This window comes from Streptomyces sp. NPDC006997, from assembly GCF_040635175.1.
Lineage (GTDB): Bacteria > Actinomycetota > Actinomycetes > Streptomycetales > Streptomycetaceae > Streptomyces.
On the sequence record NZ_JBEYHH010000025.1, the window covers coordinates 70,582 to 96,116 of the forward strand.

Annotated in this window: 26 protein-coding genes and 1 riboswitch; of the genes, 15 read left to right on the top strand and 11 right to left on the bottom strand. The window is 72.8% G+C overall.

What is annotated here, in order from left to right:
- Positions 1–114 precede the first annotated feature (114 nt).
- Positions 115–1,260: a glycosyltransferase family 4 protein gene (locus ABZ659_RS24315; RefSeq protein WP_360223777.1), complete on the top strand. Its 1,146-nt coding sequence runs from the start codon at positions 115–117 to the stop codon at positions 1,258–1,260.
- A 64-nt stretch (positions 1,261–1,324) separates the two neighbouring features.
- On the opposite strand, the gene ABZ659_RS24320 is transcribed toward ABZ659_RS24315, so the two are convergent.
- Positions 1,325–3,121, bottom strand: a complete 1,797-nt coding sequence (locus ABZ659_RS24320) for an AMP-binding protein (RefSeq protein WP_360223779.1) — start codon at positions 3,119–3,121, stop codon at positions 1,325–1,327.
- A 309-nt stretch (positions 3,122–3,430) separates the two neighbouring features.
- Between ABZ659_RS24320 and ABZ659_RS24325 the strand changes: the two genes are divergently transcribed.
- The 6 genes from ABZ659_RS24325 (at position 3,431) to ABZ659_RS24350 (ending at position 8,540) form a co-directional block, all read left to right on the top strand.
- On the top strand, positions 3,431–4,228 hold the full coding sequence (locus tag ABZ659_RS24325) for a metallophosphoesterase (RefSeq protein ID WP_360223781.1): 798 nt from the start codon (positions 3,431–3,433) through the stop codon (positions 4,226–4,228).
- 93 nt (positions 4,229–4,321) lie between these two features.
- On the top strand, positions 4,322–4,762 hold the full coding sequence (locus tag ABZ659_RS24330; protein ID WP_360223783.1) for an SRPBCC family protein: 441 nt from the start codon (positions 4,322–4,324) through the stop codon (positions 4,760–4,762).
- A 131-nt stretch (positions 4,763–4,893) separates the two neighbouring features.
- Positions 4,894–6,072, top strand: a complete 1,179-nt coding sequence (locus tag ABZ659_RS24335) for an ArsA-related P-loop ATPase (RefSeq protein ID WP_360223785.1) — start codon at positions 4,894–4,896, stop codon at positions 6,070–6,072.
- A 57-nt stretch (positions 6,073–6,129) separates the two neighbouring features.
- Complete coding sequence (locus tag ABZ659_RS24340) at positions 6,130–6,654, top strand: DUF5304 domain-containing protein (RefSeq protein WP_360223787.1); 525 nt, start codon at positions 6,130–6,132, stop codon at positions 6,652–6,654.
- A gap of 55 nt (positions 6,655–6,709) precedes the next feature.
- Positions 6,710–7,663: an ROK family glucokinase gene (locus ABZ659_RS24345; protein ID WP_360223789.1), complete on the top strand. Its 954-nt coding sequence runs from the start codon at positions 6,710–6,712 to the stop codon at positions 7,661–7,663.
- 118 nt (positions 7,664–7,781) lie between these two features.
- Positions 7,782–8,540 carry an endonuclease/exonuclease/phosphatase family protein gene (locus ABZ659_RS24350; protein ID WP_360223791.1) on the top strand — a complete coding sequence of 253 codons (759 nt, stop codon included), beginning with the start codon at positions 7,782–7,784 and terminating at the stop codon, positions 8,538–8,540.
- Here the strand turns inward: ABZ659_RS24350 and ABZ659_RS24355 are convergent.
- Together ABZ659_RS24355 and ABZ659_RS24360 are read right to left on the bottom strand one after the other, a co-directional pair.
- Positions 8,537–9,136: a hypothetical protein gene (locus tag ABZ659_RS24355; protein WP_360223793.1), complete on the bottom strand. Its 600-nt coding sequence runs from the start codon at positions 9,134–9,136 to the stop codon at positions 8,537–8,539. The genes ABZ659_RS24350 and ABZ659_RS24355 overlap by 4 nt on opposite strands.
- Entirely contained in the window at positions 9,129–9,908 is a 780-nt protein-coding gene (locus ABZ659_RS24360) for an alpha/beta fold hydrolase (protein WP_360223858.1), read from the bottom strand. The genes ABZ659_RS24355 and ABZ659_RS24360 overlap by 8 nt, the downstream gene beginning before the upstream one ends.
- 163 nt (positions 9,909–10,071) lie before the next feature.
- On the opposite strand from ABZ659_RS24360, the gene ABZ659_RS24365 reads away from it, so the two are divergent.
- The 5 genes from ABZ659_RS24365 (at position 10,072) to ABZ659_RS24385 (ending at position 14,925) form a co-directional block, all read left to right on the top strand.
- Positions 10,072–10,851 carry a lysophospholipid acyltransferase family protein gene (locus ABZ659_RS24365; protein WP_360223860.1) on the top strand — a complete coding sequence of 260 codons (780 nt, stop codon included), beginning with the start codon at positions 10,072–10,074 and terminating at the stop codon, positions 10,849–10,851.
- A 43-nt stretch (positions 10,852–10,894) separates the two neighbouring features.
- Positions 10,895–12,103, top strand: a complete 1,209-nt coding sequence (locus ABZ659_RS24370; RefSeq protein ID WP_360223795.1) for a DUF5931 domain-containing protein — start codon at positions 10,895–10,897, stop codon at positions 12,101–12,103.
- The gene (locus ABZ659_RS24375) at positions 12,096–12,773 is read left to right on the top strand and encodes a response regulator transcription factor (protein ID WP_360223797.1); all 678 of its coding nucleotides are present in this window, start codon (positions 12,096–12,098) and stop codon (positions 12,771–12,773) included. Before ABZ659_RS24370 ends, ABZ659_RS24375 begins: the two co-directional genes overlap by 8 nt.
- Positions 12,774–12,818: 45 nt before the next feature.
- Positions 12,819–13,853, top strand: a complete 1,035-nt coding sequence (locus ABZ659_RS24380; RefSeq protein ID WP_360223799.1) for a 6-phosphofructokinase — start codon at positions 12,819–12,821, stop codon at positions 13,851–13,853.
- 76 nt (positions 13,854–13,929) lie between these two features.
- A complete protein-coding gene (locus ABZ659_RS24385) occupies positions 13,930–14,925 on the top strand; it encodes a 2-hydroxyacid dehydrogenase (protein WP_360223801.1) in 996 nt (331 codons plus the stop codon).
- Here the strand turns inward: ABZ659_RS24385 and ABZ659_RS24390 are convergent.
- Both ABZ659_RS24390 and ABZ659_RS24395 read right to left on the bottom strand, forming a co-directional pair.
- Positions 14,877–16,772 (bottom strand): anthranilate synthase family protein, encoded by a 1,896-nt coding sequence (locus ABZ659_RS24390; protein WP_360223803.1) that lies wholly within the window; start codon positions 16,770–16,772, stop codon positions 14,877–14,879. The two genes, ABZ659_RS24385 and ABZ659_RS24390, sit on opposite strands and share 49 nt — an antisense overlap.
- Positions 16,773–16,891: 119 nt before the next feature.
- Positions 16,892–16,948 (bottom strand): trp operon leader peptide, encoded by a 57-nt coding sequence (locus ABZ659_RS24395; protein WP_225634270.1) that lies wholly within the window; start codon positions 16,946–16,948, stop codon positions 16,892–16,894.
- Between the two features lie 97 nt (positions 16,949–17,045).
- On the opposite strand from ABZ659_RS24395, the gene ABZ659_RS24400 reads away from it, so the two are divergent.
- Both ABZ659_RS24400 and ABZ659_RS24405 read left to right on the top strand, forming a co-directional pair.
- Positions 17,046–18,398 (top strand): class II 3-deoxy-7-phosphoheptulonate synthase, encoded by a 1,353-nt coding sequence (locus ABZ659_RS24400; protein WP_360223805.1) that lies wholly within the window; start codon positions 17,046–17,048, stop codon positions 18,396–18,398.
- Positions 18,399–18,571: 173 nt separating this feature from the next.
- Positions 18,572–18,826: a (2Fe-2S)-binding protein gene (locus ABZ659_RS24405; RefSeq protein ID WP_360223807.1), complete on the top strand. Its 255-nt coding sequence runs from the start codon at positions 18,572–18,574 to the stop codon at positions 18,824–18,826.
- An 11-nt stretch (positions 18,827–18,837) separates the two neighbouring features.
- On the opposite strand, the gene bfr is transcribed toward ABZ659_RS24405, so the two are convergent.
- Positions 18,838–19,356: a bacterioferritin gene (gene bfr / locus ABZ659_RS24410; RefSeq protein ID WP_360223809.1), complete on the bottom strand. Its 519-nt coding sequence runs from the start codon at positions 19,354–19,356 to the stop codon at positions 18,838–18,840.
- A gap of 179 nt (positions 19,357–19,535) precedes the next feature.
- Here bfr and ABZ659_RS24415 point away from each other — a divergent pair, with 179 nt between their 5' ends.
- Positions 19,536–20,168 carry a sulfite oxidase-like oxidoreductase gene (locus tag ABZ659_RS24415; protein ID WP_360223811.1) on the top strand — a complete coding sequence of 211 codons (633 nt, stop codon included), beginning with the start codon at positions 19,536–19,538 and terminating at the stop codon, positions 20,166–20,168.
- Between the two features lie 85 nt (positions 20,169–20,253).
- Here the strand turns inward: ABZ659_RS24415 and ABZ659_RS24420 are convergent, their stop codons facing one another.
- From ABZ659_RS24420 to thiO, 5 genes are all read right to left on the bottom strand, one after another.
- Entirely contained in the window at positions 20,254–21,117 is an 864-nt protein-coding gene (locus tag ABZ659_RS24420; RefSeq protein ID WP_360223813.1) for a deoxyribonuclease IV, read from the bottom strand.
- A gap of 32 nt (positions 21,118–21,149) precedes the next feature.
- Positions 21,150–23,096 carry a Stk1 family PASTA domain-containing Ser/Thr kinase gene (gene pknB, locus ABZ659_RS24425; protein ID WP_360223815.1) on the bottom strand — a complete coding sequence of 649 codons (1,947 nt, stop codon included), beginning with the start codon at positions 23,094–23,096 and terminating at the stop codon, positions 21,150–21,152.
- Positions 23,097–23,238: 142 nt separating this feature from the next.
- Positions 23,239–24,033 (bottom strand): thiazole synthase, encoded by a 795-nt coding sequence (locus ABZ659_RS24430; protein WP_360223817.1) that lies wholly within the window; start codon positions 24,031–24,033, stop codon positions 23,239–23,241.
- A gap of 2 nt (positions 24,034–24,035) precedes the next feature.
- Complete coding sequence (gene thiS, locus ABZ659_RS24435) at positions 24,036–24,248, bottom strand: sulfur carrier protein ThiS (RefSeq protein WP_360223819.1); 213 nt, start codon at positions 24,246–24,248, stop codon at positions 24,036–24,038.
- Entirely contained in the window at positions 24,245–25,420 is a 1,176-nt protein-coding gene (thiO, locus tag ABZ659_RS24440; protein ID WP_360223820.1) for a glycine oxidase ThiO, read from the bottom strand. Before thiO ends, thiS begins: the two co-directional genes overlap by 4 nt.
- Positions 25,418–25,529: riboswitch (TPP riboswitch) on the bottom strand. Its footprint overlaps the gene before it by 3 nt.
- Positions 25,530–25,535 lie beyond the last annotated feature (6 nt).

The window sequence follows — 25,535 nt, forward strand, 5'->3', positions numbered from 1 at the left end:
CGTGTCGTCCACCTGAGCCCTGCCCGTTCTGTCCGCCTGCCCCGTCCGGCCCGTCCGGTCCGTGCCGCGCGGTCGTGCCGGGCAGCGAGTCTACGTTGGGTAAGGTCGGCGTCGATGCGCAAGACCCTGATCGTCACCAACGACTTCCCGCCCCGCCCGGGCGGCATCCAGGCGTTCCTGCACAACATGGCGCTCCGCCTGGACCCCGGGCGGATCGTCGTCTACGCCTCCACCTGGAAGCGCACCCGCGAGGGCGTCGAGGCCACCGCCGCCTTCGACGCGGAGCAGCCCTTCACCGTCGTCCGCGACCGTACGACGATGCTGCTGCCGGTGCCCGCCGTCACCCGGCGCGCGGTGGAGCTGCTGCGGGAACACGGCTGTACGGCGGTGTGGTTCGGGGCGGCGGCGCCGCTCGGCCTGATGGCGCCCGCACTGCGCCGGGCCGGGGCGGAGCGGCTGGTGGCCACCACCCACGGGCACGAGGCGGGGTGGGCCCAACTGCCCGTCGCGCGTAGCCTGTTGCGGCGGATCGGCGAGTCCACCGACACCCTCACCTACCTCGGCGAGTACACGCGCTCCCGGATCGCCGGGGCGCTGGGCGCCGAGGCGGCGGCCCGGATGGTGCAACTGCCGCCCGGCGTCGACGAGAAGACCTTCCACCCCGGCTCGGGCGGCGCCGAGGTGCGCGCCCGGCTCGGGCTCAGTGACCGGCCGGTGGTGGTGTGCGTCTCCCGGCTGGTGCCGCGCAAGGGCCAGGACACCCTCATCCTCGCCCTGCCGCGGATCCTCGCCGCCCATCCCGACACCGTGCTGCTGGTCGTCGGCGGCGGGCCCTACGAGGCCCAGTTGCGGCGGCTCGCGGCCGAGACCGGCGTCCTGGAGTCGGTGCGCTTCACCGGGGCGGTGCCCTGGGCGGAGCTGCCCGCGCACTTCGGCGCCGGGGACGTGTTCGCCATGCCGTGCCGGACCCGGCGCGGGGGACTGGACGTCGAGGGGCTCGGCATCGTCTACCTGGAGGCGTCCGCGACCGGGCTGCCCGTCATCGCCGGGGACTCCGGCGGTGCCCCCGACGCCGTGCTCGACGGGGAGACCGGCTGGGTGGTGCGCGGCGGCTCGGCGGAGGACACCGCCGACCGGATCACCACCCTCCTCGGCGACGAGGCGCTGCGCCGCCGCATGGGGGAGCGGGGTCGGCGGTGGGTGGAGGAGCGGTGGCGGTGGGAGCTGCTGGCGGAGCGGTTGGAGGCGTTGCTGCGGTGACAGCCGCTCGCGTCCGCTACGTCGTCTGAGGTCTGCCTGGCCGCCCCGCCGTCCGCGGGCGCCCCTACTTCTGGTAGATCGCCTCGATGTCGGCGGCGAAGTCCTTCGCCACCACGTTCCGCTTCAGCTTCAGCGACGGCGTGAGGTGGCCGGAGTCCTCCGTGAACTGGGCGTCCAGGATCCGGAACCTGCGCACCGACTCCGCCTTCGACACCGCCGCGTTGCCGTCGTCGACCGCCGACTGCACCGCCGCCAGCAGGTCCGCGTCATCGCGCAGGGAGACCGCGGTGGCATCCGCCGGTTTGCCGTGCTCGGCCGCCCAGCGGCCCAGGAACTCCTCGTCCAGGGTGATCAGCGCGCCGACGAACGGCCGCCCGTCGCCGACCACCATGCACTCCGCGACCAGCGCGTGCGCCCGGATCCGGTCCTCGATCACGGCCGGGGCGACGTTCTTGCCGCCCGCCGTCACCAGGATCTCCTTCTTCCGGCCGGTGATGCGCAGATAGCCGTCCTCGTCGAGGGTGCCGATGTCGCCGGAGTGGAACCAGTTGTCCGCCAGCGCCTCCGCGGTGGCCTGCGGGTTGTTCCAGTACTCCTTGAAGATGTGCTCGCCGTGCAGCAGCACCTCGCCGTCGTCGGCGATCCGCACCACCGAACCGGGCAGCGGCTGGCCGACCGTGCCGATCTTCTGCCGGTCCCACGGGTTGAACGCGGTGGGCGCGCTGGTCTCGGTGAGGCCGTAGCCCTCGAGGACGGTGAAGCCGATGCCGCGGAAGAAGTGCCCGAGCCGCTCACCGAGCGGGGCGCCGCCGGAGATGGCGTACTCGCCCTTGCCGCCGAGCACCGCGCGCAGCTTGCTGTAGACGAGCTTGTCGAACACCCTGTGCTTGATCCTCAGGCCGAGGGACGGCCCGGACGGGGCGTCGAGCGCGCGGCTGTAGAGGATCGCGGTGTCCGCGGCCTTGTCGAAGATCCGGCCCTTGCCGTCCGCCTGCGCCTTCGCCCGCGCCGAGTTGTAGACCTTCTCGAAGACCCGCGGCACCCCGAGGATCAGCGTCGGCCGGAACGCGGCGAGTTCGTCGGTGAGGTTCTTGATGTCCGGGACGCAGCCCAGCTTGATCGGCGCCATCATCGGCGCGATCTGCACCATGCGCCCGAAGACATGGGCGAGCGGCAGGAACAGCAGCACGCTGCACTCGCCGGTGCGGAACAGCGGGCGCAGCCGCTCGACGACGTTGCCGCAGTCCGCGAAGAAGTTGCGGTGGGTGAGCACACAGCCCTTGGGGCGGCCCGTGGTGCCGGAGGTGTAGACGATCGTCGCCGGGTCGTCGGCCTTCGCCCGCGAGCTGCGCTCCTCGACGGTCGCGTCGCTGACGTCCTGTCCGGAGCGGGTCAGTTCGGCGATCCCGCCGCCGTCGATCTGCCACAGGTGCTTCAGCTCGGGCAGCCGGTCCCGCACCGACTCCACGGTGGCCGTGTGGTGGTCCTGCTCCACGACGCACGCCGTCGCGCCCGAGTCGCTGAGGATCCACTGCACCTGCTCCGGCGAGCTGGTCTCGTAGACCGGTACGGTGATCGCGCCCGCGCTCCAGATCGCGAAGTCGAGCAGCGTCCACTCGTACCGGGTGCGGGACATCAGCGCGACGCGGTCGCCCGGCTGTACGCCCGAGGCGATGAGGCCCTTGGCCGCGGCGCGCACCTCGGCGAGGAAGTCGACGGCGGTCACGTCCTGCCAGGCGCCGTCCACCTTGCGGGCGATGACGGCGACGTCCGGGTGCTGCGCGGCGTTTCTGCGGACGATGTCGGTCAGGTTGCCGTCCGCGGGGACCTCGTACAAAGCCGGAAGGCTGAACTCGCGCAAGACTGCTGCTCCTCATAGGGCGCCGGCGCCACGACGTCGTGTGCTGCGACGGTGCGGTCCAAGGCTCGGGCGGGTGCTCGGGGCTTCGGATGTTGAATTCCTGAGCACGACTGGACTGCCCGGACGTTACCCGCCGGTATGGCTTCTGGGACAGGGGGTCCCGGCGAGATGTTCGCTGCGTCACACGCGTGGGTGTTCCCGTTGGTGTTCCTGCGCGCACAGTAGTCCACGGATTTCCGCACTGGCGAGTCTGCGCAGGTCCGGCCGCCCCTGTTCACCTCCGCCGCGCAACGCTTACGCTTGATCGCCATGGCACTCACACCAGCCGGTGACGGTGGTACGCGCATCCACGTGGTCAGCGACGTGCACGGCAACGCGCGCGACCTGGCCCGTGCCGGGGAGGGCGCCGACGCCCTGGTCTGCCTGGGCGACCTGATCCTGTTCCTCGACTACGCCGACCACTCCCGGGGCATCTTCCCCGACCTGTTCGGCGCCGAGAACGCCCACCGGATCGTCGCGCTGCGCACCGAGCGCCGCTTCGAGGAGGCCCGCGAGTTCGGCGCCCGGCTGTGGGCGGGCGTCGGCGAGGACCGGGCGGCGGTGATCGAACGGGCGGTGCGCAAACAGTACGCGGAGCTGTTCTCGGCGTTCCCCACTCCCACGTACGCCACCTACGGCAACGTCGACATGCCGCCCCTGTTCCGGGAGTACGCCGGGCCCGGCGTGACCGTGCTCGACGGGGAGCGGGTGGAGATCGGCGGGCGGGTCTTCGGCTTCGTCGGCGGCGGGCTGCGGACGCCGATGCGCACGCCGTACGAGATCAGCGACGAGGAGTACGCGGCGAAGGTGGCCGCGGTCGGGGAGGTGGACGTGCTGTGCACCCACATACCGCCGGAGGTCCCGGAGTTGGTCTACGACACCGTGGCGCGGCGTTTCGAGCGGGGGAGCCGGGCGCTGCTGGACGCCATCCGCCGGACCCGGCCGCGGTACGCGCTCTTCGGGCACGTCCACCAGCCGCTGGTGCGGCGGATGCGGATCGGCTCGACGGAGTGCGTGAACGTGGGGCACTTCGCGGGGACGGGGCGGCCGTTCGCGCTGCGGTGGTGAGGGCCCGGTGGTGAGCGGGGTGCGGTCGGGCCCCGCGCCGCGCGGTAGCCTGGCACCCTCCCGCACCGGACCGTAACTGGAGGAGCCACGGCGATGGCGGAACACACCAGCTCTAGCATCACGATCGAGGCCCCCGCGGCCGAGGTCATGGGCGTGATCGCCGACTTCGCCCGGTACCCGGACTGGACGGGAGAGGTGAAGGAGGCGGAGGTCCTCGCCACGGACGCGCAGGGGCGGGCGGAGCAGGTGCGGCTCGTCATGGACGCGGGGGCGATCAAGGACGACCAGACGCTGGCGTACACCTGGAGCGGCGCGAACGAGGTCTCCTGGACGCTGGTCAGGTCCCAGATGCTGCGCTCCCTGGACGGCACGTACCTGCTGAAGCCGCAGGGCCCGTCCTCGACGGAGGTCACCTACCGCCTCACCGTCGACGTCAAGATCCCCATGCTCGGCATGATCAAGCGCAAGGCGGAGAAGGTCATCATCGACCGGGCCCTGGCGGGCCTGAAGAAGCGCGTGGAGTCGGCCCAGTAGGGGTCCGCCCTCCGGCTCCGGCACCGCCGCGGGCGGTCGGACCGTGGGGCGGCTCCCGACCTGGAGAAGCGGCACCTCACAGCGCCGAGCGGTCTGACCCACCTCGGTCGACAAGGGGCTACGGTCACCCCATGCGCACCCTCCTGATCACCGGCCCCGGCGGAGCCGGCCGTACCACCGTCGCCGCCGCCACCGCCCTGGCCGCCGCCAGGCAGGGCACCCGCACCCTCGTCCTCAGCGCCGACCCCGCCGACACCCTCGGCGCCGCGCTCGGCACCCCCACGGGCCCCAGGCCCACCGCGGCGGCCCCCGGCCTCACCGCCTGGCGACCCGACCCCGCCACCGCCTTCCGCGCCGACCTCACCGCGCTCCAGGACCGCGCCACCACCGCCCTCGACCTCCTCGGCGCCGCCCGCCTCGACCCCGAGGAGCTGACCCCGCTCCCCGGCGCCGCCGAACTCGCCCTGCTGCGCGCCCTGCGCGACGCCGCGCTCGCCGCCGACGCGCACGACCTCCTCGTCGTCGACCTGCCCCCCGCCCCGCACGCCGTCGCCCTGCTCGGCCTCCCCGAGGAACTCCGCCGCTACCTGCGCCGCCTGCTCCCGCCCGAGCGGCGGGCCGCCCGCGCCCTGCGCCCCCTCCTCGGCCGTCTCGCGGGCGTGCCCATGCCCGCGGAGTGGCTGTACGAGAAGGCGGCCCGCTGGGACGTGGAGCTGGCCGCCACCGAGGCCGTCCTCGCCGACCGCGACACCGTCGTACGCCTGGTCGCCGAACCCTCGCCGGCCGGACTGGACGCCGTACGCGTCACCACCCTCGGCCTCGCCCTGCGCGGGCTGCGCACGGACGTGCTGGTCGCCAACCGGGTCTTCCCGGAGCCCACCGCGGACACCCGGCTCGCCGGGGTCGTCGCGCAGCAGCGCAAGGCGGTGGACGAGTGGCGGGAGTCGTACGACGTCCGGAGCGTGCACCATCTCGGCCGTGACCCCCGTGGTGCCGACGACCTCGCCGACCTCGCCGTGCCCACCGCCCCCACGGCCCACAGCGGCCCCCCGGCCGAGTGGCACGTCGCCGACCGGCTCGCCGACGACGGGGTGCTCGTCTGGCACATCCCGCTGCCCGGCGCCGTCCGCGAGGACCTCGACCTGGTCCGGCGCGGGGATGAACTCGTCGTCACCGCCGGTCCGTTCCGGCGGATCGTGCCGCTGCCCTCCGCGCTGCGCCGGTGCACCGTCTCGGGCGCCGGGTTGCGCGACGGCGAGTTGCGCATCCGGTTCACCCCCGACCCCGGACTCTGGCCCACGGGACGGTGAATCCGCCGTACCCGGTCGGGTAACGTCGTAGGGACGAACCGTAGTCAGGAGCCCGCCATGAGCGAAGAGCGCCCCACCTCCGACGCCGCGGGCGAGGAGGCGGCCGACGAGGTCCGTCGCCCGACCGACGCCGACGCCTGGGCGACCGCCTGCGCCGAGGACCTGGAGGCGGAGAAGGCCCGCCGCCGGACCGCGTACGGCCAGCCCCCCGGATCCGCCGCCGAGGAGCTGCGCAAGCTCGTCGACACCGTCGCGGACAAGCTGTCCGGCCTCCAGTCCCCGCTGCTCGGCGCGGTCGCCGGATCCGCCGCCCAGCAGGTGGTGCGGCAGGTCGTCGAGCAGGCCAAGGCCGCCGTCGAGCCCGTCATCGAGCGCAACCCGGACGTCTTCGACCACCTCGCCACCGCCGGTCAGGAACTGCTCGCCGCCTACCGCTCCGCGGTACAGGCCCAGGAGAGCCGCTGGACCACCGGCGCCAAGGACTTCCGCGAGGACCTCGGCGGCGACCTCGACCAGGACCCCGGCGACCCCCGCGACCCCGACGAGGGCAGCGGTCCGGGGCACCGCATCGACTTGGACTGACCCTCAGCTCGGGTACGGTTGGCCGTAGCGGGGCTCGACCGGAACTGAGGGATTCATGGGACTCACCATCGGCGTCGACATCGGCGGCACGAAGATCGCGGCCGGCGTGGTCGACGAGGAAGGCAACATCCTCTCGACCTTCAAGGTGCCGACCCCCACCACAGCCGAGGCCATCGTGGACGCCATCGCCTCGGCGGTGGAAGGCGCGCGTGCCGGGCACGAGATCGTCGGCGTGGGCATCGGCGCCGCCGGATACGTCAACCGGCAGCGTTCGACGGTCTACTTCGCGCCCAACATCCACTGGCGCAACGAGCCGCTCAAGGAGAAGGTCGAGGCCCGCGTCGGTCTCCCCGTCGTCGTCGAGAACGACGCCAACGCCGCGGCCTGGGGCGAGTACAAGTTCGGCGGCGGCAAGGGTCACCGCAACGTCATCTGCATCACACTCGGCACCGGCCTCGGCGGCGGCATCATCATCGGCAACAAGCTGCGCCGCGGACACTTCGGCGTGGCCGCCGAGTTCGGCCACATCCGCATGGTCCCGGACGGCCTGCTGTGCGGCTGCGGCTCCCAGGGCTGCTGGGAGCAGTACGCCTCCGGGCGCGCCCTGGTGCGGTACGCCAAGCAGCGCGCCAACGCCACCCCGGAGCGCGCCGGGGCGCTGCTCGCCCTCGGCGACGGCACCCCCGACGGCATCGAGGGCAAGCACATCTCCATGGCCGCCCGCCAGGGCGACCCGGTCGCCGTCGACTCCTACCGCGAGCTGGCCCGCTGGGCCGGTGCGGGCCTGGCCGACCTCGCCTCCCTCTTCGACCCCTCGGCGTTCATCGTCGGCGGCGGCCTCTCCGACGAGGGTGACCTGGTCCTCGACCCCATCCGCAAGTCGTACAAGCGCTGGCTCGTCGGCGGCAACTGGCGCCCCGTGGCCGACGTGATCGCCGCCCAACTCGGCAACAAGGCGGGCCTGGTAGGCGCCGCCGACCTGGCGAGGGAGCCTGACCCGATCATGTGAAGCAGGGGGGCGCTGCCCCACCTGCAAGGGGCGCGGGGAACTGCGCGAAGAGCCACGACGCACCGTCGCTCGCCAACGCACCCCGCGCCCCACCCCCTGAGGCGTACTCTCGATCACCATGGCGCCGCTCCCCACCTCCACCACCGAGCCCGACGGCTCCGCCGTCCTCCGCGTCCTGAGCTACAACATCCGCTCGCTGCGCGACGACCCCGCCGCCCTCGCCCGGGTGATCACCGCCTGCGCCCCCGACCTGGTCCTCGTCCAGGAGGCCCCCCGGTTCTTCCGCTGGCGCAAGAAGCTCGCCCGGCTGGCCTCCGCCTCCGGGCTGGTGATCCTCTCCGGCGGCGGCACGGCGGCCGGACCCGCGCTGCTGTGCGGGCTGCGTGCCACCGTCGAGCGCACCGAGGACGTCCTGCTGCCGCTCACCCCCGGTGAGCACCGCCGTGGCCTCGCCACCGCCGTCGTCCGCTTCGGCGGCGCCCGGCTCGGCGTCGTCAGCTGCCACCTCTCGCTCCAGCGCGACGAGCGCTACGAGCAGGGCGGGATGCTGCTCGACCGGGTCGCCGCGCTGGGCACCGAACACGTCGTCGTGGGCGGCGACCTCAACGAACGCCCCGGCGGCCCCACCTTCCGGCGGCTGGCGGACAGCCTCCAGGACTGCCGGACCGCCGCTCCCTGGGGCGCCGAGCACACCTTCCCCGCCACCGGCGCCCACCGGCGCGTCGACGCGGTCTTCGCCAGCAAGGGCGTCGAGGTCCTCGGCTGCGGGGTGCCCCTCGGCCACCCGGGCGTCTCCGCAGCGGACCTGAGGGCGGCCACCGACCACCTGCCGGTCCTGGCCGCCCTCAGAGTGCCCGCCGCCCATCCGGTGGGTTAGACCACCGCTCCCCGGCCGGGGTCGTCGCCGTCGTCATCCGTCCGCATCCGCATCACCAGCGTGGCGAAACCGCCCAGGAACCCGCCGATGCAGACCGTCGTCAGCCACCAGGTCATCTCCCAGCCCAGCAGCACCGCCAGCAACAGCAGCAGCGGACCGCCGAGCACCGCGAGCCAGGCGAACTTGGCGGTCACGTCGGCGGCGGGCAGCGGCGGCGGCTCGGGCGGTACGAAGTGGCCCTCGTCGTCCTGGTCGAGGTCGTCGTCGGACGGCTCGGCCACCGAGTAGTCCCGCGGTCCGGAACCGGTGCCCACCCCCGGCGCGAAGGTCACCGAACCGCCCAGCGGCGGCGCCGGGCGGTCCTGCGTCTTGGTGTCGCCGGGCTCCGGGTCCTCCGCGTCCGCGCCGTTCGGCTCGGCCTCCAGGAGCGCCAGGTCCTCCACGGACTTGAACGGCTTCGCGCCCGGCGGGTCCGGCGGCTCGTCGCCGTACGCGGCGACGATCGCGGCCCACGCGGCCTGCTCGTCGAACGGGACCCCACGCTCGTCCGGCTCGGGACCCTCAAGGTCCTCGCGGTCGGAGTCGTGCTCAGCCACCTGCGGCCGTCCCTTCCTTGCCGACACCGGGTGCGAGCCGGCCGATGAACGCGAGGCTCTCCTCCTGGATCCGGTCCGCGTCGTGGTCCAACGTCGCGACGTGGTAGCTCTGTTCCAGCAGGATCTCCCTGACGTCCGTGGACGACACCCGGCTGAGGATGCGCGCGGAGTCGGCGGGCGGCACCACGTGGTCCTGCGGGCTGTGCAGCAGCAGCAACGGCTGGGTGACCTGCGGCAGCTCGCCGTCCACCCGCCGGAAGAAGTTCCGCAGGGAGTGCGCGGCGTGCAGCGGCACCCGGTCGTAGCCGATCTCCACGCTGCCCGGCTTGGCGATGTCGCTGGCGATGCCCCGGGTGCTGCGGACCAGGTGCCGGGCCACGGGCAGGGCGTACGCGGACAGGCCGTGCACCTTGTTCGCCGGGTTGACGACCACCACGCCGCTGACCGCGTCGCCGTGCCTGGCCGCCAGCCGCAGCGCGAGGGCGCCGCCCATGGACAGACCGCACACGAACACCTGGGCGCAGCGGGCGCTGAGGGCGCGCAGCTCGCGGTCCACCTCCGCGTACCAGTCCTGCCAGCCGGTGAGCTGCATGTCCTCCCAGCGGGTGCCGTGGCCGGGCAGCAGGGGCAGGGACACGGTCAGCCCGTGCCCGGCGAGGAACTCCGCCCACGGGCGCAGTGACTGCGGGGAACCGGTGAAGCCGTGGCAGAGCAGGACGCCGACCTCCCCGCCTTCACGGCGGTACGGCTCGGCTCCAGGAAGGACCGGCACCTTCGGTCTCCTGTTCATGAGAGGGGCGTGAACGATTCCGGGTGGTGTGCTTCACCGTACGCGACCGCACTGACACCGACCAGGGCCGCAGGCCCCGTGGGGCGCACTCCGGGTTAAGGTCTGTCCGACAGACACAGGAGGCACTCGGTTGTTGTACGGCGCGATGAAGGTGTCCATCGGGGGTCCGCTGAAGCTCGTCTTCAGACCCTGGGTGGAGGGCCTGGAGAACGTTCCCGCCGAGGGCCCCGCGATCCTCGCCTCCAACCACCTGTCCTTCTCGGACTCGTTCTTCCTGCCCGCGGTGCTCGACCGGAAGGTCACCTTCATCGCCAAGGCCGAGTACTTCACCACGCCCGGGGTGAAGGGCCGGATGACCGCCGCGTTCTTCAAGGGCGTCGGCCAGCTCCCCGTCGACCGCTCCGGGGCGCGCGGCGCGGGCGAGGCCGCCGTGAAGAGCGGCATCGGGGTGCTGGAGCGCGGCGAGCTGTTCGGGATCTACCCCGAGGGCACCCGCTCGCCCGACGGCCGCCTCTACCGCGGCAAGCCCGGCGGCCTCGCGCGCGTGGCGCTCGCCACCGGCGCCCCGGTGCTGCCGGTGGCCATGATCGACACCGAGAAGATCCAGCCGCCCGGCCAGGTGGTGCCCAAGCTGATGCGGCCCGGCATCCGCATCGGCGAGCCACTGGACTTCCGCCGCTACCAGGGCATGGAACACGACCGCTTCGTGCTGCGCGCGGTGACCGACGAGGTCATGTACGAGATCATGAAGCTCTCCGGCCAGGAGTACGTCGACATGTACGCCACCGCCGCCAAACGGCAGCTCGCCGAGGAGGCGAAGGCCGAGAAGGAGGCCGCGAAGGCGGCGAAGGCCGCGGGGGCGCAGGCCGAGAGGGAACAGGCGGAGAAGGAGAAGCAGGCCGACGGGACCGACCGGGCCGGGTAGCGTCGAGCCGGGGCTTCGGGTGGGGACACAGGGAGTGGGGGACGTGGCCGGGCGTGAGCGGGTCATGAAGATGTCGGTGGAGCAGCCGCTGTGGCGCGCGCTGGCGGGATACCGGGTGCTGACCATGCTGTACGCGCTCGGTCTCTTCCTCAGCGCCTACGAGGACTTCGCGCGCCCCTGGGTCGCCGTCGCCTACTTCGCCGTCCTCGGCGTGTGGACGCTGGCCACCCTGCCCCGGGTGGCGAACGCGGCCAGCTGCACCAAGCGGTTCCTCACCGTGGACCTGGCCATCGCCCTGGCCGGCATCCTGCTGACCCGGGTCGCCGACTCCGTCGAGCGCATCGACGCGGGCAACGCGACGCTGCCGTCGATATGGACGGCGGGCAGCGTGCTGGCGTTCGCCCTCAAGGGCGGCTGGCGGTGGGCGGCCTTCGCCTCCACGCTGGTGGCCGCCGCCAACCTGCTGCACCGCGGCTCCCCGACCCGGGACACCGTGCACGCCGTGATCCTGGTCTGGGTCGCCTCCATCGCCATCGGGTACGTCGTCGAGGTCGCCCGCGCCTCCGAGCGCACCCTCGCCCGCGCCCTGGAGATCGAGGCCGCGACCCGGGAGCGCGAGCGGCTCGCCCGGGACATCCACGACAGCGTCCTCCAGGTCCTGGCGATGGTGCAGCGCCGCGGCGCGGTCATCGGCGGCGAGGCGGCCGAGCTGGGCCGGCTGGCCGGCGAGCAGGAGGTGGCGCTGCGCACCCTGGTCTCCGGCGGCCTGCGCCCGGCGGACGCGGTCCTCCCGCCACCCCGCGCCGGGGACCCCCGGGCGGACGGCGGCCCCGTCGACCTGCGCACCCTGCTCACGCCGTTCGCCGGGGCCCGGGTCAGCCTCGCCCAGCCCGGCTCGCCGGTGCCGCTGCCGTCGGCCGCCGCGACCGAGCTGGCCGCGGCCGTCGGGGCGGCGCTGGACAACGTCCGCAGGCACGCCGGGGAGGACGCCCGCGCGTGGATCCTCGTCGAGGACGAACCCGACGAGGTGATCGTGACCGTACGCGACGACGGCCCCGGCATCCCCGAGGGACGGCTCGCGCAGGCGGAGGGCGAGGGGCGGCTCGGGGTGGCCCTGTCGATCCGGGGGCGGCTGCGGGACATCGGCGGCACCGCCGAGCTGGTGTCGGTGCCGGGACAGGGCACCGAGGTGGAGCTGAAGGTGCCGAAGGACGACCAGACCGTACGGGGAAGGCGGGGACACGATGAGTGAGCAGGGGGGCCCGATCCGGGTCATGGTGGTCGACGACCACCCGATGTGGCGCGACGCCGTCGCCCGGGACCTGGCCGAGGCCGGTCTCGACGTGGTGGCCACCGCGGGCGACGGCGAGCAGGCGGTGCGCCGCGCCAAGGCCGCCGCGCCGGACGTGCTGGTGCTCGACCTGAACCTGCCCGCCAAGCCGGGCGTCCAGGTCTGCAAGGAGCTGGTCGCCGCCGACCCCGCGCTGCGGGTGCTGGTGCTGTCCGCGAGCGGGGAGCACGCCGACGTCCTGGAGGCGGTGAAGTCCGGCGCGACCGGCTACCTGGTGAAGTCGGCGTCCACCGCGGAACTCCTGGACGCGGTGCGCCGTACCGCCGTCGGCGACCCGGTGTTCACGCCCGGTCTCGCGGGCCTGGTCCTCGGAGAGTACCGCCGCCTCGCCGCCGAGCCCGCGCCCGCCCCGGACACCGGCGAGCCCGACGCGCCCCGCCTCACCGAACGCGAGACCGAGGTGCTGCGGCTGGTCGCCAAGGGCCTGAGCTACAAGCAGATCGCCGAGCGGCTGGTCATCTCCCACCGCACCGTCCAGAACCACGTCCAGAACACCCTCGGCAAGCTCCAGCTGCACAACCGCGTCGAACTGGTCAGGTACGCCATAGAGCGCGGCCTCGACGAGGAGTAGCGCGGGTAGCGTGGGGCGTACGCGAACGCGGCGAAGGGACACCCCATGCGCGTCGGAGTACTGACCGGAGGCGGCGACTGCCCCGGCATCAACGCCGTCATCCGCGGCATCGTCCGCAAGGGAGTGCAGGAGTACGGCTACGAACTGGTCGGCTTCCGGGACGGCTGGCGCGGCCCCCTGGAGGGCGACGTGGTCCGCCTCGACATCCCCGCCGTGCGCGGCACCCTGCCCCGCGGCGGCACCATCCTGGGCTCCTCGCGCGCCGACCCCTTCCAGCGAGGCGGGACGGGGGTGCGCCGGATCCGGGAGAACCTCGCCAAGCACGAGATCGACGCGCTGGTCACCATCGGCGGCCGCAACACCCTCGGGGCCGCCGCCCGGCTCTTCGAGGAGTACGGGGTGCCCTGCGTCGGCGTGCCGAAGACCGTCGAGAACGACCTGCCCGCCACCGACCAGACCTTCGGCTTCGACACGGCGGTCAACATCGCCACCGAGGCCATCGACCGGCTGCACACCACCGCCGAGTCCCACATGCGGGTGCTGGTGGTGGAGGTGATGGGCCGTCACACCGGCTGGGTCGCGGTCCGCTCGGGGCTCGCGGGCGGCGCCAACGTCATCCTCACCCCCGAGCGCCCCTTCGACCTGGACCAGGTGTGCGCGTGGGTGACCTCGCGCTTCAAGGCGTCGTACGCCCCCATCGTGGTCGTCGCGGAGGGCGCCGCCCCGGTGGGCGGGGACCCGATGCCCGGCGGCGACGACGAGTCCGACCCGTCCGGGCCGGTGCCGCTGTCCGGGATCGGGGAGTGGCTGGCCCGGGAGATCGAGCGGCGCACCGGCAAGGAGGCCCGCACCACCGTCCTCGGCCACGTCCAGCGCGGCGGCACGCCCAGCGCCTTCGACCGCTGGCTCGCCACCCGCTTCGGACTGCACGCCATCGACTGCGTCCGGGACGGCGCCTTCGGCCAGATGGTCGTCCTGCGCGGCACGGACGTCGTCCGGGTGCCACTGGCGGAGGCGAAGGCGCCGCTGAAGACGGTGGACGCGGCACTGTACGAGGAAGTGAGCGTGTTCTTCGGCTGAAGATCGTATATTCGGCACCAACGGTACGGTCGTTACCCCGTACGGCTTGTTACCCCCGACCCTGGGAGGGTTTTTCGTGGAGATCCTGGCTTTCGGTGTACAGGCCGACGAGAGGCCACTGATCGAGCGGGCCTTCCAGGGACACCACGAGGTCCGCTGCCTGGACGTCTTCCTCAACGCCGACACCGCGCCCATCGCCGCCGGGCACGAGATCATCTGCACCAGCGTCAACTGCGACCTCGGCCACCAGGTCCTGCAGACCCTCGCCGCGGGCGGCACGCAGATGGTCGCCCAGCGCTCCACCGGCTTCAACAACATCAACCTGGACGTGGCCGAGCGGCTCGCCATGACGGTCGCGCGGGTGTCGTCCTACTCGCCGTACTCCGTCGCCGAGTTCGCCTGGACCCTCGCCATGGCCGTCAACCGCCGGGTCGTGCGCGCCTCCATCCGCACCCGCGACTTCGACTTCCGCCTCGACGGTCTGATGGGCCGCGACATGCACGGCCGCACCGCGGGGATCCTCGGCACCGGCAAGATCGGCGAGGCGTTCGCCCGGATCGCCCACGGCTTCGGCATGAGGCTGCTCGGCTGGGACGTCGCGCGGAACCCCGCCTGCGTCGGCCTCGGCATGGAGTACGTCCCCAAGGAGCGGCTCCTCGCCGAGTCCGACGTCGTCTCCCTGCACGTCCCGCTGATGCCGCAGACCCAGCACCTCATCGACGCCGCCGCGCTGAAGTCGATGAAGGACGACGCCATCCTGGTCAACTCCAGCCGCGGCGGCCTGATCGACACCGCCGCCCTCGTCACCGAGCTGCGCGCGGGCCGCTTCACCGGCGTCGGCCTCGACGTGTACGAGGCGGAGGCGGGCCTGTTCTTCCTCGACAAGTCCCTCCAGGCCATCGAGGACGACACCCTGGCCCGCCTCGTCACCTTCCCCAACGTGCTGGTCACGTCCCACCAGGCGTACTACACCCGGGAAGCCGTCGGCCAGATCGTCGAGGCCACCGTGGGGAACGTCCTCGACTACCGCGCGGGCCGCCGCTCGGGCAACGTGCTCGTACCGCGCAGCTGACCGACCAGCTCCCGCACCACCCCGGCGCCGTTCAGCGTCAGCACCGACTCGGGGTGGAACTGGACGCTCGCGAAGCCGGGCCCGCGCAGCGCGTGCACCTCGCCGGCCGCGCTCCGGCTGACCTCGACGCCGTGCGCGGCCAGCTCGGCGGCGGCCTCGTCGTCGCAGCCCGCGACGAAGCTGTTGTAGAAGCCGACGGTCTCCTCCCGTCCGAACAGGTCCACCGTCGTCTGCGCTCCCTGGTACGGCACCCGCTTGCGGACGATCTCCAGGCCCAGCTCCGCCGCGATCAGCTCGTGCCCGAGGCACACCCCGAGCACGCCGTGCCGGTGGACCCGGACCACCTCCGCGGTCAGCTCCCGCAGGAACCGCATCTTCGGGTCGCCGAGGTCGGAGGGGTCACCGGGCCCGGGGCCCAGCACCACCGGCCCCGCGTGCCCGAGCACCGCCTCCCGCAGCCCCGGCTCGTCGTACCGGCGCACGGTCACCTGAAGGCCGCCGGAGCGCAGGACGTGCGCGAGCATCGCCGTGAAGGTGTCCTCCGCGTCGACGACCAGGGCGTGCCCCTCCAGCACGTCGGCGGGGTCCTGCATCCGCAGCCAGAACGGCGCCAGCGCGGCCCGGCGCCCGTCCAGCGCGGCCCGCACCCGGGGGTCCTCGGCCAGCCGGGGCCGCACCGCCTCCGCACGCGGCCCCGACGGCCGTACCCCCAGGGCCGCCAGCACCCCGGCCGCCTTGGCGTGCGTCTCGGCCACCTCGCCCGCCGGGTCCGAGCCGCGCACCAGCGTGGCGCCTACGGGGACCCGCAGCCGTCCGTCGCCGGAGATGTCGGCGGTGCGGATCAGGATGGGGGAGTCCAGGGTCTGGGCCCCGCCGGAGTCCCGTCCGATCAGGGCCAGCGCCCCCGCGTAATAGCCCCGCCCCACGCCATCCCGCCCGAGGGGCTCGTACCGCTCGATGACCCGGCAGGCGTTCTGCACCGGCGACCCGGTGACCGTCGCCGCGAACATCGTCTCCCTGAGCACCTCCCGCACGTCCAGCGTGGACCTGCCGCGCAGCTCGTACTCGGTGTGCGCGAGGTGCGCCATCTCCTTCAGCCGGGGCCCGACGACGACACCGCCCCTGTCGCCGACGGTGCACATCATCTTCAGCTCCTCGTCCACCACCATCGACAGCTCCTCGATCTCCTTGCCGTCGGCGAGGAAGGAGAGCAGGTGCTCCGGGGTGGGCCCCCCGGCGGGGTACCGGTACGTCCCGCTGATCGGGTTCATCACGACCGTGCCGCCCGCCATCCGCACATGCACCTCGGGGCTCGCGCCCACCAGCGTGCGCTCCCCGGTGTGCACCACGAACGTCCAGTACGCGCCCCGCTCGCCTTCGAGCAGCCGCCGGAACAGCGCGAGGGCGTCTTCTCTGCCGAAGCCGGGGACCTCCCCCTCGTACGTCCGCCGGATGACGAAGTTCGCGCCCTCACCCCGGCCGATCTCGTCCCGCAGCACCCGCCCGACGATCTCCTCGTACGCCGCGTCGGACACGTCGAAGCCGCCGCCCTCGACGCGCACGGCATGTGCCGGGAGCTGCTCAAGCGCCTCGGTGAGCGGGAGTTCGTACGTCTCCTCCGGGACCAGGACCGTCAGGGGGGTGCCGTCGTCGCGGACGTCGAAGCCGCGCTCGCGGATCTGCCGGAACGGGATGAGCGCCAACCCTTCGTCGGGCAGGTCGGAGAGCCGCTCGCGGGTGACGGCCGGGCCGACGAGGACCTCGACGGTGTCGTGGTCGCGGCCCGGGGTGCGGCGGCGCAGCAGGGCGAACGGGTGGGGGTCGTGCAGCAGGCCGAGCAGATTCATGGGTCCGGGCTCCTTCTCGGTTCGGCGAGGTTCGGCGAAGGTCGGCGAGGAGAGGACGGCCCCGGAAAACACCGAAGGCCGCCTCTCGGCGGCCTTCGCGAAGTCTGTGTGCGCGCGAGTCAGTGGGCCGCCGGAGGAGCGGTCCACCACCAGTTCTGGGTCGAGTGCGCGAACATGGCACGGACCCTACCCCATGTCCTCGGGTCGTCACCCCGCGTCTCATTTGCTGAGCACGGGGAGGGGCGCCCGACCCGACCACGTAATGTGGGGGACGTGACCGTGAACGCTAAGACCAGCGTCACCGCTGGCAACACCTGGCGAGACCTGCCCGCGGCGCAGCAGCCCGAGTACCCCGACACCGAGGCTCTGCGCGCAGTGATCGCGGACCTCGAGTCGTATCCCCCGCTGGTCTTCGCGGGCGAGTGCGACCAGCTGCGCGCCCGGATGGCGGCCGTCGCCAAGGGAGAGGCGTTCCTCCTCCAGGGCGGCGACTGCGCCGAGTCGTTCGACGCCGTGGGCGCCGAGCAGATCCGGGCCAAGCTCAAGACCCTGCTCCAGATGGGCGCCGTGCTGACGTACGCCGCCTCCGTGCCCGTCGTGAAGGTCGGCCGGATCGCGGGCCAGTACTCCAAGCCGCGCTCCAAGTCCACCGAGACCCGCGACGGCGTGACCCTGCCGTCGTACCGCGGCGACTCGGTCAACGGCTTCGACTTCACCGAGGCGGCCCGGATCCCGGACCCCGAGCGGCTGAAGCGGATGTACCACGCGTCGGCGTCCACGCTGAACCTGGTACGCGCCTTCACCACCGGCGGCTACGCCGACCTGCGCCAGGTGCACGCCTGGAACCAGGACTTCGTGAAGTCGTCCCCTTCCGGGCAGCGCTACGAGCAGCTCGCGCGCGAGATCGACAACGCGCTGAACTTCATGCACGCCTGCGGGGCCGACCCGGAGGAGTTCAAGACCGTCGAGTTCTTCAGCTCCCACGAGGCGCTGCTGCTCGACTACGAGTCCGCGCTGACCCGCGTCGACTCCCGCACCGGCCAGCTCTACGACGTCTCCGCGCACATGGTGTGGATCGGTGAGCGCACCCGGCAGCCGGACCACGCGCACATCGAGTTCGCGGCGCGGATCCGCAACCCGATCGGCATCAAGCTCGGCCCGAACACGACGGCCGAGGAGGCGCTCCAGTACATCGAGCGGCTCGACCCCGAGCGGGAGCCCGGCCGTCTGACGTTCATCGTGCGGATGGGCGCCGACAAGATCCGGGACCGGCTGCCGGAGCTGGTGGAGAAGGTCACCGCGTCCGGCGCCACCGTGGCCTGGGTGACCGACCCGATGCACGGCAACACCTTCGAGGCGGCCTCCGGGCACAAGACCCGCCGCTTCGACGACGTGCTCGACGAGGTCAAGGGCTTCTTCGAGGTCCACAAGGGGCTCGGCACCCACCCCGGCGGCATCCACGTGGAGCTGACCGGTGACGACGTCACCGAGTGCGTGGGCGGCGGCGACGAGATCTTCGTCGACGACCTCCACCAGCGGTACGAGACGGCCTGCGACCCGCGGCTGAACCGCAGCCAGTCGCTGGACCTGGCGTTCCTCGTCGCCGAGATGTACCGGGACCAGTAACAGGAGCAGCGCCGCTGCGCCTGTTACCAGGGCGTTGAGTGGGGCGCGGATCACAGACGATCCGCGCCCCGTTCACCTTTTGCGCCACCTCGGCGACGGGTAAGGTTAGGTTTGCCTCACCGATCAAGGGTCGGTACGGCACGACCCTGATCCCCGTCGGGAGGTGAACCCGCGTGTACGTGTGCAGTTGCTTCGGCGTCACCGAGCAGCAGGTCAAGCAACATGCGGAGGACGGCGCCTGCACGCCCCGCCAGATCGCCTCCGCCTGCAAGGCGGGCACCGACTGCGGCGGCTGTGTGCGCCGTATCCAGGCACTTCTCGGCCGCGGCAGCTGCCCGCGCCGGGAACTGGCCGACCAGGGCAGGTCGCCGCTGACCGGCGTGGCGAACCAGCCCGCGCCCGTGCGCGTGGCCGCCGAGGCCGCCTGAACCGGCCTGTCTCAGTGGGTGGAGAAGCCGCCCGTGCCCGGCCCTGACGGGTCCGGCTGGGACTGCTCGATCAGCGTCGACAGGTACAGCGACTCGCCCAGCTTCTCGATCAGGTCGAGCTGGGTCTCCAGGTAGTCGATGTGGTGCTCCTCGTCGGCGAGGATCGCCTCGAAGATGTTGGCCGAGGTCACGTCGCCCTTGGCGCGCATGACCTCCACCCCGCGCCGCAGCCGGTCGATGGCCTCGACCTCGATCTGCCGGTCCGCCTCGAACATCTCCCGCACCGTCTGCCCGACGCGGACGTGGAACAGCCGCTGGTAGTTGGGCAGGCCGTCCAGGAGCAGGATGCGGTCGGTGAGCACCTCCGCGTGCCGCATCTCGTCGAACGACTCGTCGCGGGTGTACTTCGCGAGCTTCGTCCACCCCTTGTGGTCCTGCAGCTTCGAGTGCAGGAAGTACTGGTTGATCGCCGTCAGCTCGGCGGTCAGCTGTTCGTTGAGCAGTTCGAGGACCTCGGGATCGCCCTGCATACGGGGCTCCTTCCACGTGAAGGCGTCGGAATGGGGAGGTTGCCGCCGCATGATTGCACCGGTGTCGAAGATCGTCCAGTAAGTGTGCGCTTAGTAAGTAAGTGCATACTTAGTCTTAGTTGACCGTTTTGGGGCGACCCTGGTCCTGTGCACCGCCCGGGTTCTGTCAGGATGGGGACATGGGTCATCCGGTGGAGCGCGCGACAGGGGAAGCAGCACGGTCCGAGCTCCCGCCGGGGCAGCGAGTGCAGCGTGGCTGGCCGGTCACCCACTACGGCCCGGTACCCAAGTTCCGGCCCGAGCGCTGGGAGTTCCGGGTGTTCGGCGCCACCGCCGACGGCGACAAGCACTGCTGGAACCACGAGGAGGTCACGGCCCTGCCGTACACCACCGTGGTGGCCGACCTGCACTGCGTGACGAAGTACAGCATGTTGGGCGCGGAGTGGGGCGGGATCCCGGCCCGCGCCATCCTCGACATCGCGCCGCCCGCCCCCGACGTCACCCATGTGATGGTGTGGGCGGAGTACGGCTTCAGCTCCAACCTGCGCCTCGCGGACTTCACCGCCGACGGCACGATCTTCGCCACCCACCGGGACGGCGAGCTGCTCACCGCCGAGCACGGCTTCCCGCTGCGCCTGATCGTGCCCCACCTGTACGCCTGGAAGGGCCCGAAGTGGGTCCGCGGCGTGGAGTACATGACGGCCGACCGCCGCGGCTTCTGGGAGGAGCGCGGCTACCACAACATCGGCGACCCGTGGCGGGAGCAGCGGTACTCGTACCAGGAGGAGCCCGGGGAGGGCCCGGAGCTGTAGGGGTGTGAGGTCCCAGGGCGTGTGGCGAAAGTCCCGTCGTCCGCCCGGAGGGCGTCGGGCGGCAGGCGGGACTTTCGCCACACGCCTAGCCGTCCCGGAGCTTCTTCAGGCGCGCCACGTCCGCCGCGTGGCCGTCCCTGCCGCCGGGTGTCTCGATGACCAGCGGTACGCCCTCGGTGGCGGGGTGGGTCATCAGCGCGCGGAACGGGTCCTCGCCGATGTGACCGGCGCCGATGTTCTCGTGCCGGTCCTTGTGGGCGCCCACCACGTCCTTGGAGTCGTTGGCGTGGACCAGCTTCAGCCGGCCCTCGCCGACCGTGTCGACCAGCAGGTCCAGGGTCTGGTGCATCCCGCTCGGGCCGGTCAGGTCGTGCCCGGCGGCGAAGACGTGGCAGGTGTCGAGGCAGACCCCCAGCTTCGGGTGGGCGTCCAGCGCCTCGAAGTACGGTCCGAAGTCCCAGGTCCGCGAGCACAGCGAGGAACCCTGCCCCGCGGTGGACTCCAGCAGCAGGTACGGGTCGTCGTCGTGGGTCAGCTCGTCCAGCAGCGGCAGCAGCCGCTCCCGTACCTGCCGCAGGGCGACGGACCGGTCCCGGCCGCCGGTCGCGCTGCCGGTGTGGACCACCACGCCGAGCGCGCCGATCGCCCGCCCGCGGCGCAGCGAGTGCCGCAGCGACTCCACCGACTTCTCCACGGTCGCCTCGGTGTGCGAGCCGAAGTTGATCAGGTACGGGGCGTGCACGTACGCCGGTACTGACGCCTGTGCGCAGGCCGCGCGGAACGCCTCGTCCTGCCGGGGGTCACCGGTCGGCGTGGCCCACCCGCGCGGGTTGGCGACGAAGACCTGCACGGCCTCGGCCGCCAGCTCCCGGGCGTAGGCGAGGCCCACGGTGTTCAGCCCGCCGGCGACGGGGACGTGCCCGCCGACGGGATTGCGCGACGTGCTCACGTACGACCCTTGCCCCGCCTGGTGTGCATGACTCAGCCGATCTTGATGGTGATCGTGGAACCCCTGGGCGCGGTCTCGCCGCCCGCGACGGACTGGCCCTTGACGGTGTCGCTGAACAGCCCGAGCAGCCCGCGGTCCTCGTCGACCTCGAAACCGGCGGCCTGGAGCTTGTCCTTGGCCTCCCCGACGCTGTCCCCGACCACGTCCGGGACCTCGACCAGCTCGGGGCCCTTGGAGACCGTCAGCGTCACCGTGTCCCCCTCGGCGGCCTCGCTGCCGGAGCCGGGCGACTGCCGGGCCACCTGACCGGCGTCGTGCTCGGAGTTGACCTGCTCGTCGGCGATCCGCACCTCCAGACCGGCCTCCTGGAGCTCCGCCCGGGCGTCGTCCAGGTCGGTGCCGACGACGTCCGGCACGTCGACGCGGCTGCCCTTGCTCACGGTGAGCGCGATCGCGGAGCCCGAGCGCAGCTCGGTGCCGTCCGCCGGGTCGGTGCCGATCACGAAGCCCCTCGGCACCTCGTCGCTGAAGGCGCGGGTGACCATGCCGGGCTCCAGGCCCTCCTGCTTCAGCACGGACTTCGCCTTGTCCAGCCGGTACCCCGCCAGGTCGGGCACCTTCGCCGTCTCCGGGCCGCGCGAGATGGTGAGGGAGACCGAGCCGTTGCCGCGGATCTTGCTGCCCGGGGCCGGGTCGGTGCTGATGACCGTGCCGCGGCGGACGGTGTCGCTGTACGCGCGTTCGACCTTACCGACGTCCAGACCCGCGTCGGACAGCCGGTCGCGGGCCTCCTGCTCGGACTTGGCCAGCAGCGGCGGGACCTTGGTGAACTGGCCGGAGTTGATGTACCAGACGCCCGCGCCGAGGCCGAGGGCCAGCAGCACGGCCGCGACGATCGTGATGACGCCGCGCCGGGGCAGCCGGGCCCGGGACGGCGGCGGCAGCGGCGGGGCGTCCAGGCGGCTGGTGAGGTGCGGGCCGTACGGCTCCGGCTCGTCTGCGTTGACGGGGTTGGCGGGCAGCGTCCGCGGCACGGTGAGCGAGCGGGGGAGCACGCTCGTGCGGTCCTCGGCGTTGTCGTGGGCGTGGTCCACGCTGAGCGCCCGCGGCGGTACCAGGTCCAGCTCCTCGTCGCTGAGCCCGCCGCGCGCCGTACGGGCCTCGGCGAGCAGCGCCACGGCGTCGTACGGCCGGATCCCGGGGTTGCGGGCGGTCGCGGAGGCGACCAGCTCGTCCAGCGCGTAGGCCAGGCCCGGCACGGACGCCGAGGGCGGCGGCACGTCGTCGTGGAGGTGCTTGTAGAGGACCGCGGCGGGGGAGTCCCCCTCGTGCGGCCTGCCGCCGGTGAGCATCTCGTAGAGGACGACCCCGCACGCGTACACGTCGACCCGGGCGTCCGCGCGACCGCCCTGCTCGATCTGCTCGGGCGCCAGGTAGGAGACGGTGCCGAGGACCGCGCCGGTGGTGCTGGTGACGGTGTCCACGGACCGTACGAGGCCGAAGTCGGCGACCTTGACCCGGCCGTCGTCCCCGATGAGCACGTTCTCCGGCTTCATGTCCCGGTGCACGAACCCGGCGCGGTGGGCGGCGCCGAGCGCGGCGAGCACCGGCTCCAGGATGTCGAGCGCGGCCCGCGGCTGGAGCGCCCCGCGCTCGCGCAGGACGTCACGCAGGGTGCAGCCCGCGACGTACTCCATGGCCAGGTAGACGTACGGCCCGTCGGTCCCCTGGTCGAACACCTGGACGACGTTGGGGTGGGCGAGCCGGGCGACCGACTTGGCCTCCCGGATGAAGCGCTCGACGAAGGTGCCGTCCGCCGCGAGCGACGTGTGCATCACCTTGACCGCGAGGACACGGTCGAGCCGGGTGTCCACGGCCCGGTAGACGGTCGCCATCCCACCGACGGCGATGCGCGCCTCGATGCGGTAGCGGCCGTCGAGCACCTGCCCGACGAGAGGGTCCTGAAGGGTCGTGTCCACGCAGGTGAGTGTACGAGGACCCACCGACAGCCCCGCCCGCCTGCGTCAAGATCGCACCAGACCTGAGGCACACCTGTGACGCAACGCACGCATGTACGGCAGGGACGGCGTACGAGGGCGGCCAGCCGCCGACGGCGCGGGTTCAGAACGCGGGCCGTTCGGGATCAAGAACCGCCACGCCCTCCGCGGGAGAGGACGCCTCGGCGAACCGCCGCCGCGGAATCCGTCCCGCCCGCCACGCCAGCCGCCCCGCCTCCACCCCGTGCCGCATCGCGTCGGCCATCAGCACCGGCTCCTGCGCCCGCGTCACCGCCGACGCCAGCATCACCCCCGCGCACCCCAGCTCCATCGCGAGCGCCACGTCCGACGCCGTACCGGCCCCCGCGTCGAGGATCACCGGCACCCCGGCCCGCTCCACGATCAGCTCGAAGTTGTGCGGGTTGCGGATGCCGAGCCCCGACCCGATCGGCGACCCCAGCGGCATGACCGCGGCACACCCCACCTCCTCCAGCCTCCGCGCCAGCACCGGGTCGTCGTTGGTGTACGGCAGCACCGTGAACCCGTCGTCGACCAGCGTCTCCGCGGCGTCCAGCAGCGCGACCGGGTCCGGCAGCAGCGTCCGCTCGTCGGCGATGACCTCCAGCTTCACCAGGTCCGTGCCGAGCGCCTCCCGCGCGAGCCGCGCCGTCAGCACGGCCTCACCGGCGGTGAAGCACCCCGCGGTGTTGGGCAGCACCCGGATGCCCAGCCGGTCCAGGACGGACAGCACGGAACCCCGTACGGACGGGTCCACGCGGCGCATCGCGACCGTCGTCAGCTCGGTCCCGGAGGCGACCAGCGCGCGCTCCAGCACCTCCAGGCTGGGCGCCCCGCCGGTGCCCATGATCAGCCGGGACGTGAAGGCCGTACCGCCGAGGACGAAGGGATCGTCGGCCATGGTCAGCCTCCTTGGACGGCGGTGAGGACTTCGACCCGGTCGCCGTCGGCCAGCGGCGTCGTGGGCCACTGCGCGCGCGGGACGACGGTCTCGTTGAGGGCGGCGGCCACTCCGGACGGCGCCGCGGTGAGCGTCCTGACGAGGACGTCGAGAGCCGTGCCGGGCGCGACGCTCCGGGGCTCCCCGTTGACGGAGATGTGGACGGAGGTGGTCATACCGGCTGCTCCGTGAGTGCGGTGGGGACCGCGGCCTCTTCCGTGAAGCGCCGCGGGGTGAAGGGCCGGGCCACCTCGGGCAGCTCCCCGGTGGTCAGCACGTGCGCCATGGCGTCCCCGGTGACGGGCGTGAGCAGAACGCCGTTGCGGTAGTGCCCGGTGGCCAGCAGCAGCCCGTCCAGCGCGGTCGGGCCGAGCAGCGGCGCGTTGTCGGGGGAGGCGGGGCGCAGTCCCGCGCGGGTCTCCGTCAGCGGCAGTTCGGTGAGGCCCGGCACCAGCTCGTGCGCGTCGCGCAGCAGCTCGTACACCCCGCCCGCGGTCACCATGGTGTCCCAGCCGAGTTCCTCGCTGGTGGCGCCGATGACGAGTTCGCCGTTCTCGCGCGGCACCAGGTAGACGTGGCTGCCGCGGACCACCGCGCGGACGGTGCGGCTGAGGAACGGCGCGTACCGCCGCGGCACCGTCAGCCGCAGCACCTGCCCCTTCACCGGCCGTACGGGAGGCAGTACGGCGTCCGGGACGCCCGCGAGTCGCCCGCTGAGGCTGCCCGCGGCAAGGACCACCTGACCGGCGGTCAGCGCGTCGCCGTCCCGCGTGAGCACGCCGGTGGCCCGGTCCCGGGCGACGGTGAGCCGCTCGGCCCAGGTGCGGTGGAAGACCACGCCCGCCCGCTCACAGGCGGCCACCAGCGCCGCCGAGAGCCGCCGCGGGTCGATCTGGTGGTCGCCGTCCACCCGCAGCCCGCCGCGCACGCCCGGCGCCAGCATCGGCTCCAGACGGCGGCAGTCCCGGCCGGACAGCCACTCCGACTCCAGGCCCGACTGCCGTTGCAGGGCGTGCAGTTCGCGCAGCTGGGCGCGGTCGTCGGCGTCCAGCGCGACGGCGAGGGTGCCGTTGCGGCGGTAGCCGAGGTCGTGGCCGGTGAGGCCGGTGAGTTCCGCCGCGAAGTCGGGGTAGCGGCGGGCGGAGGCGAGGTTCAGACCCAGCAGGGTCTGCTCGCCGTAGTGGAGTTCGGTGACGGCGGCCAGCATCCCGGCCGCCACCTGCGCGGCCCCGCCCCCCGGTTCGGGATCCACGACCGCGGTGGTGAGCCCGCGCTGCGCGGCCCGCCACGCGGTGACCAGCCCGATGACTCCGCCCCCGATGACGAGGACGTCTGACGTATGCGACATGGGCGTCCAGCCCCTCCCTTCGCCGGCATGACCCGGATCAGGTTCGTACGGTCGGAGGCCGCCAGCCTCCCTCTCAGCCCGGTGCGTCCGGGCTCCCGCGAGTGCTTTACGTTGG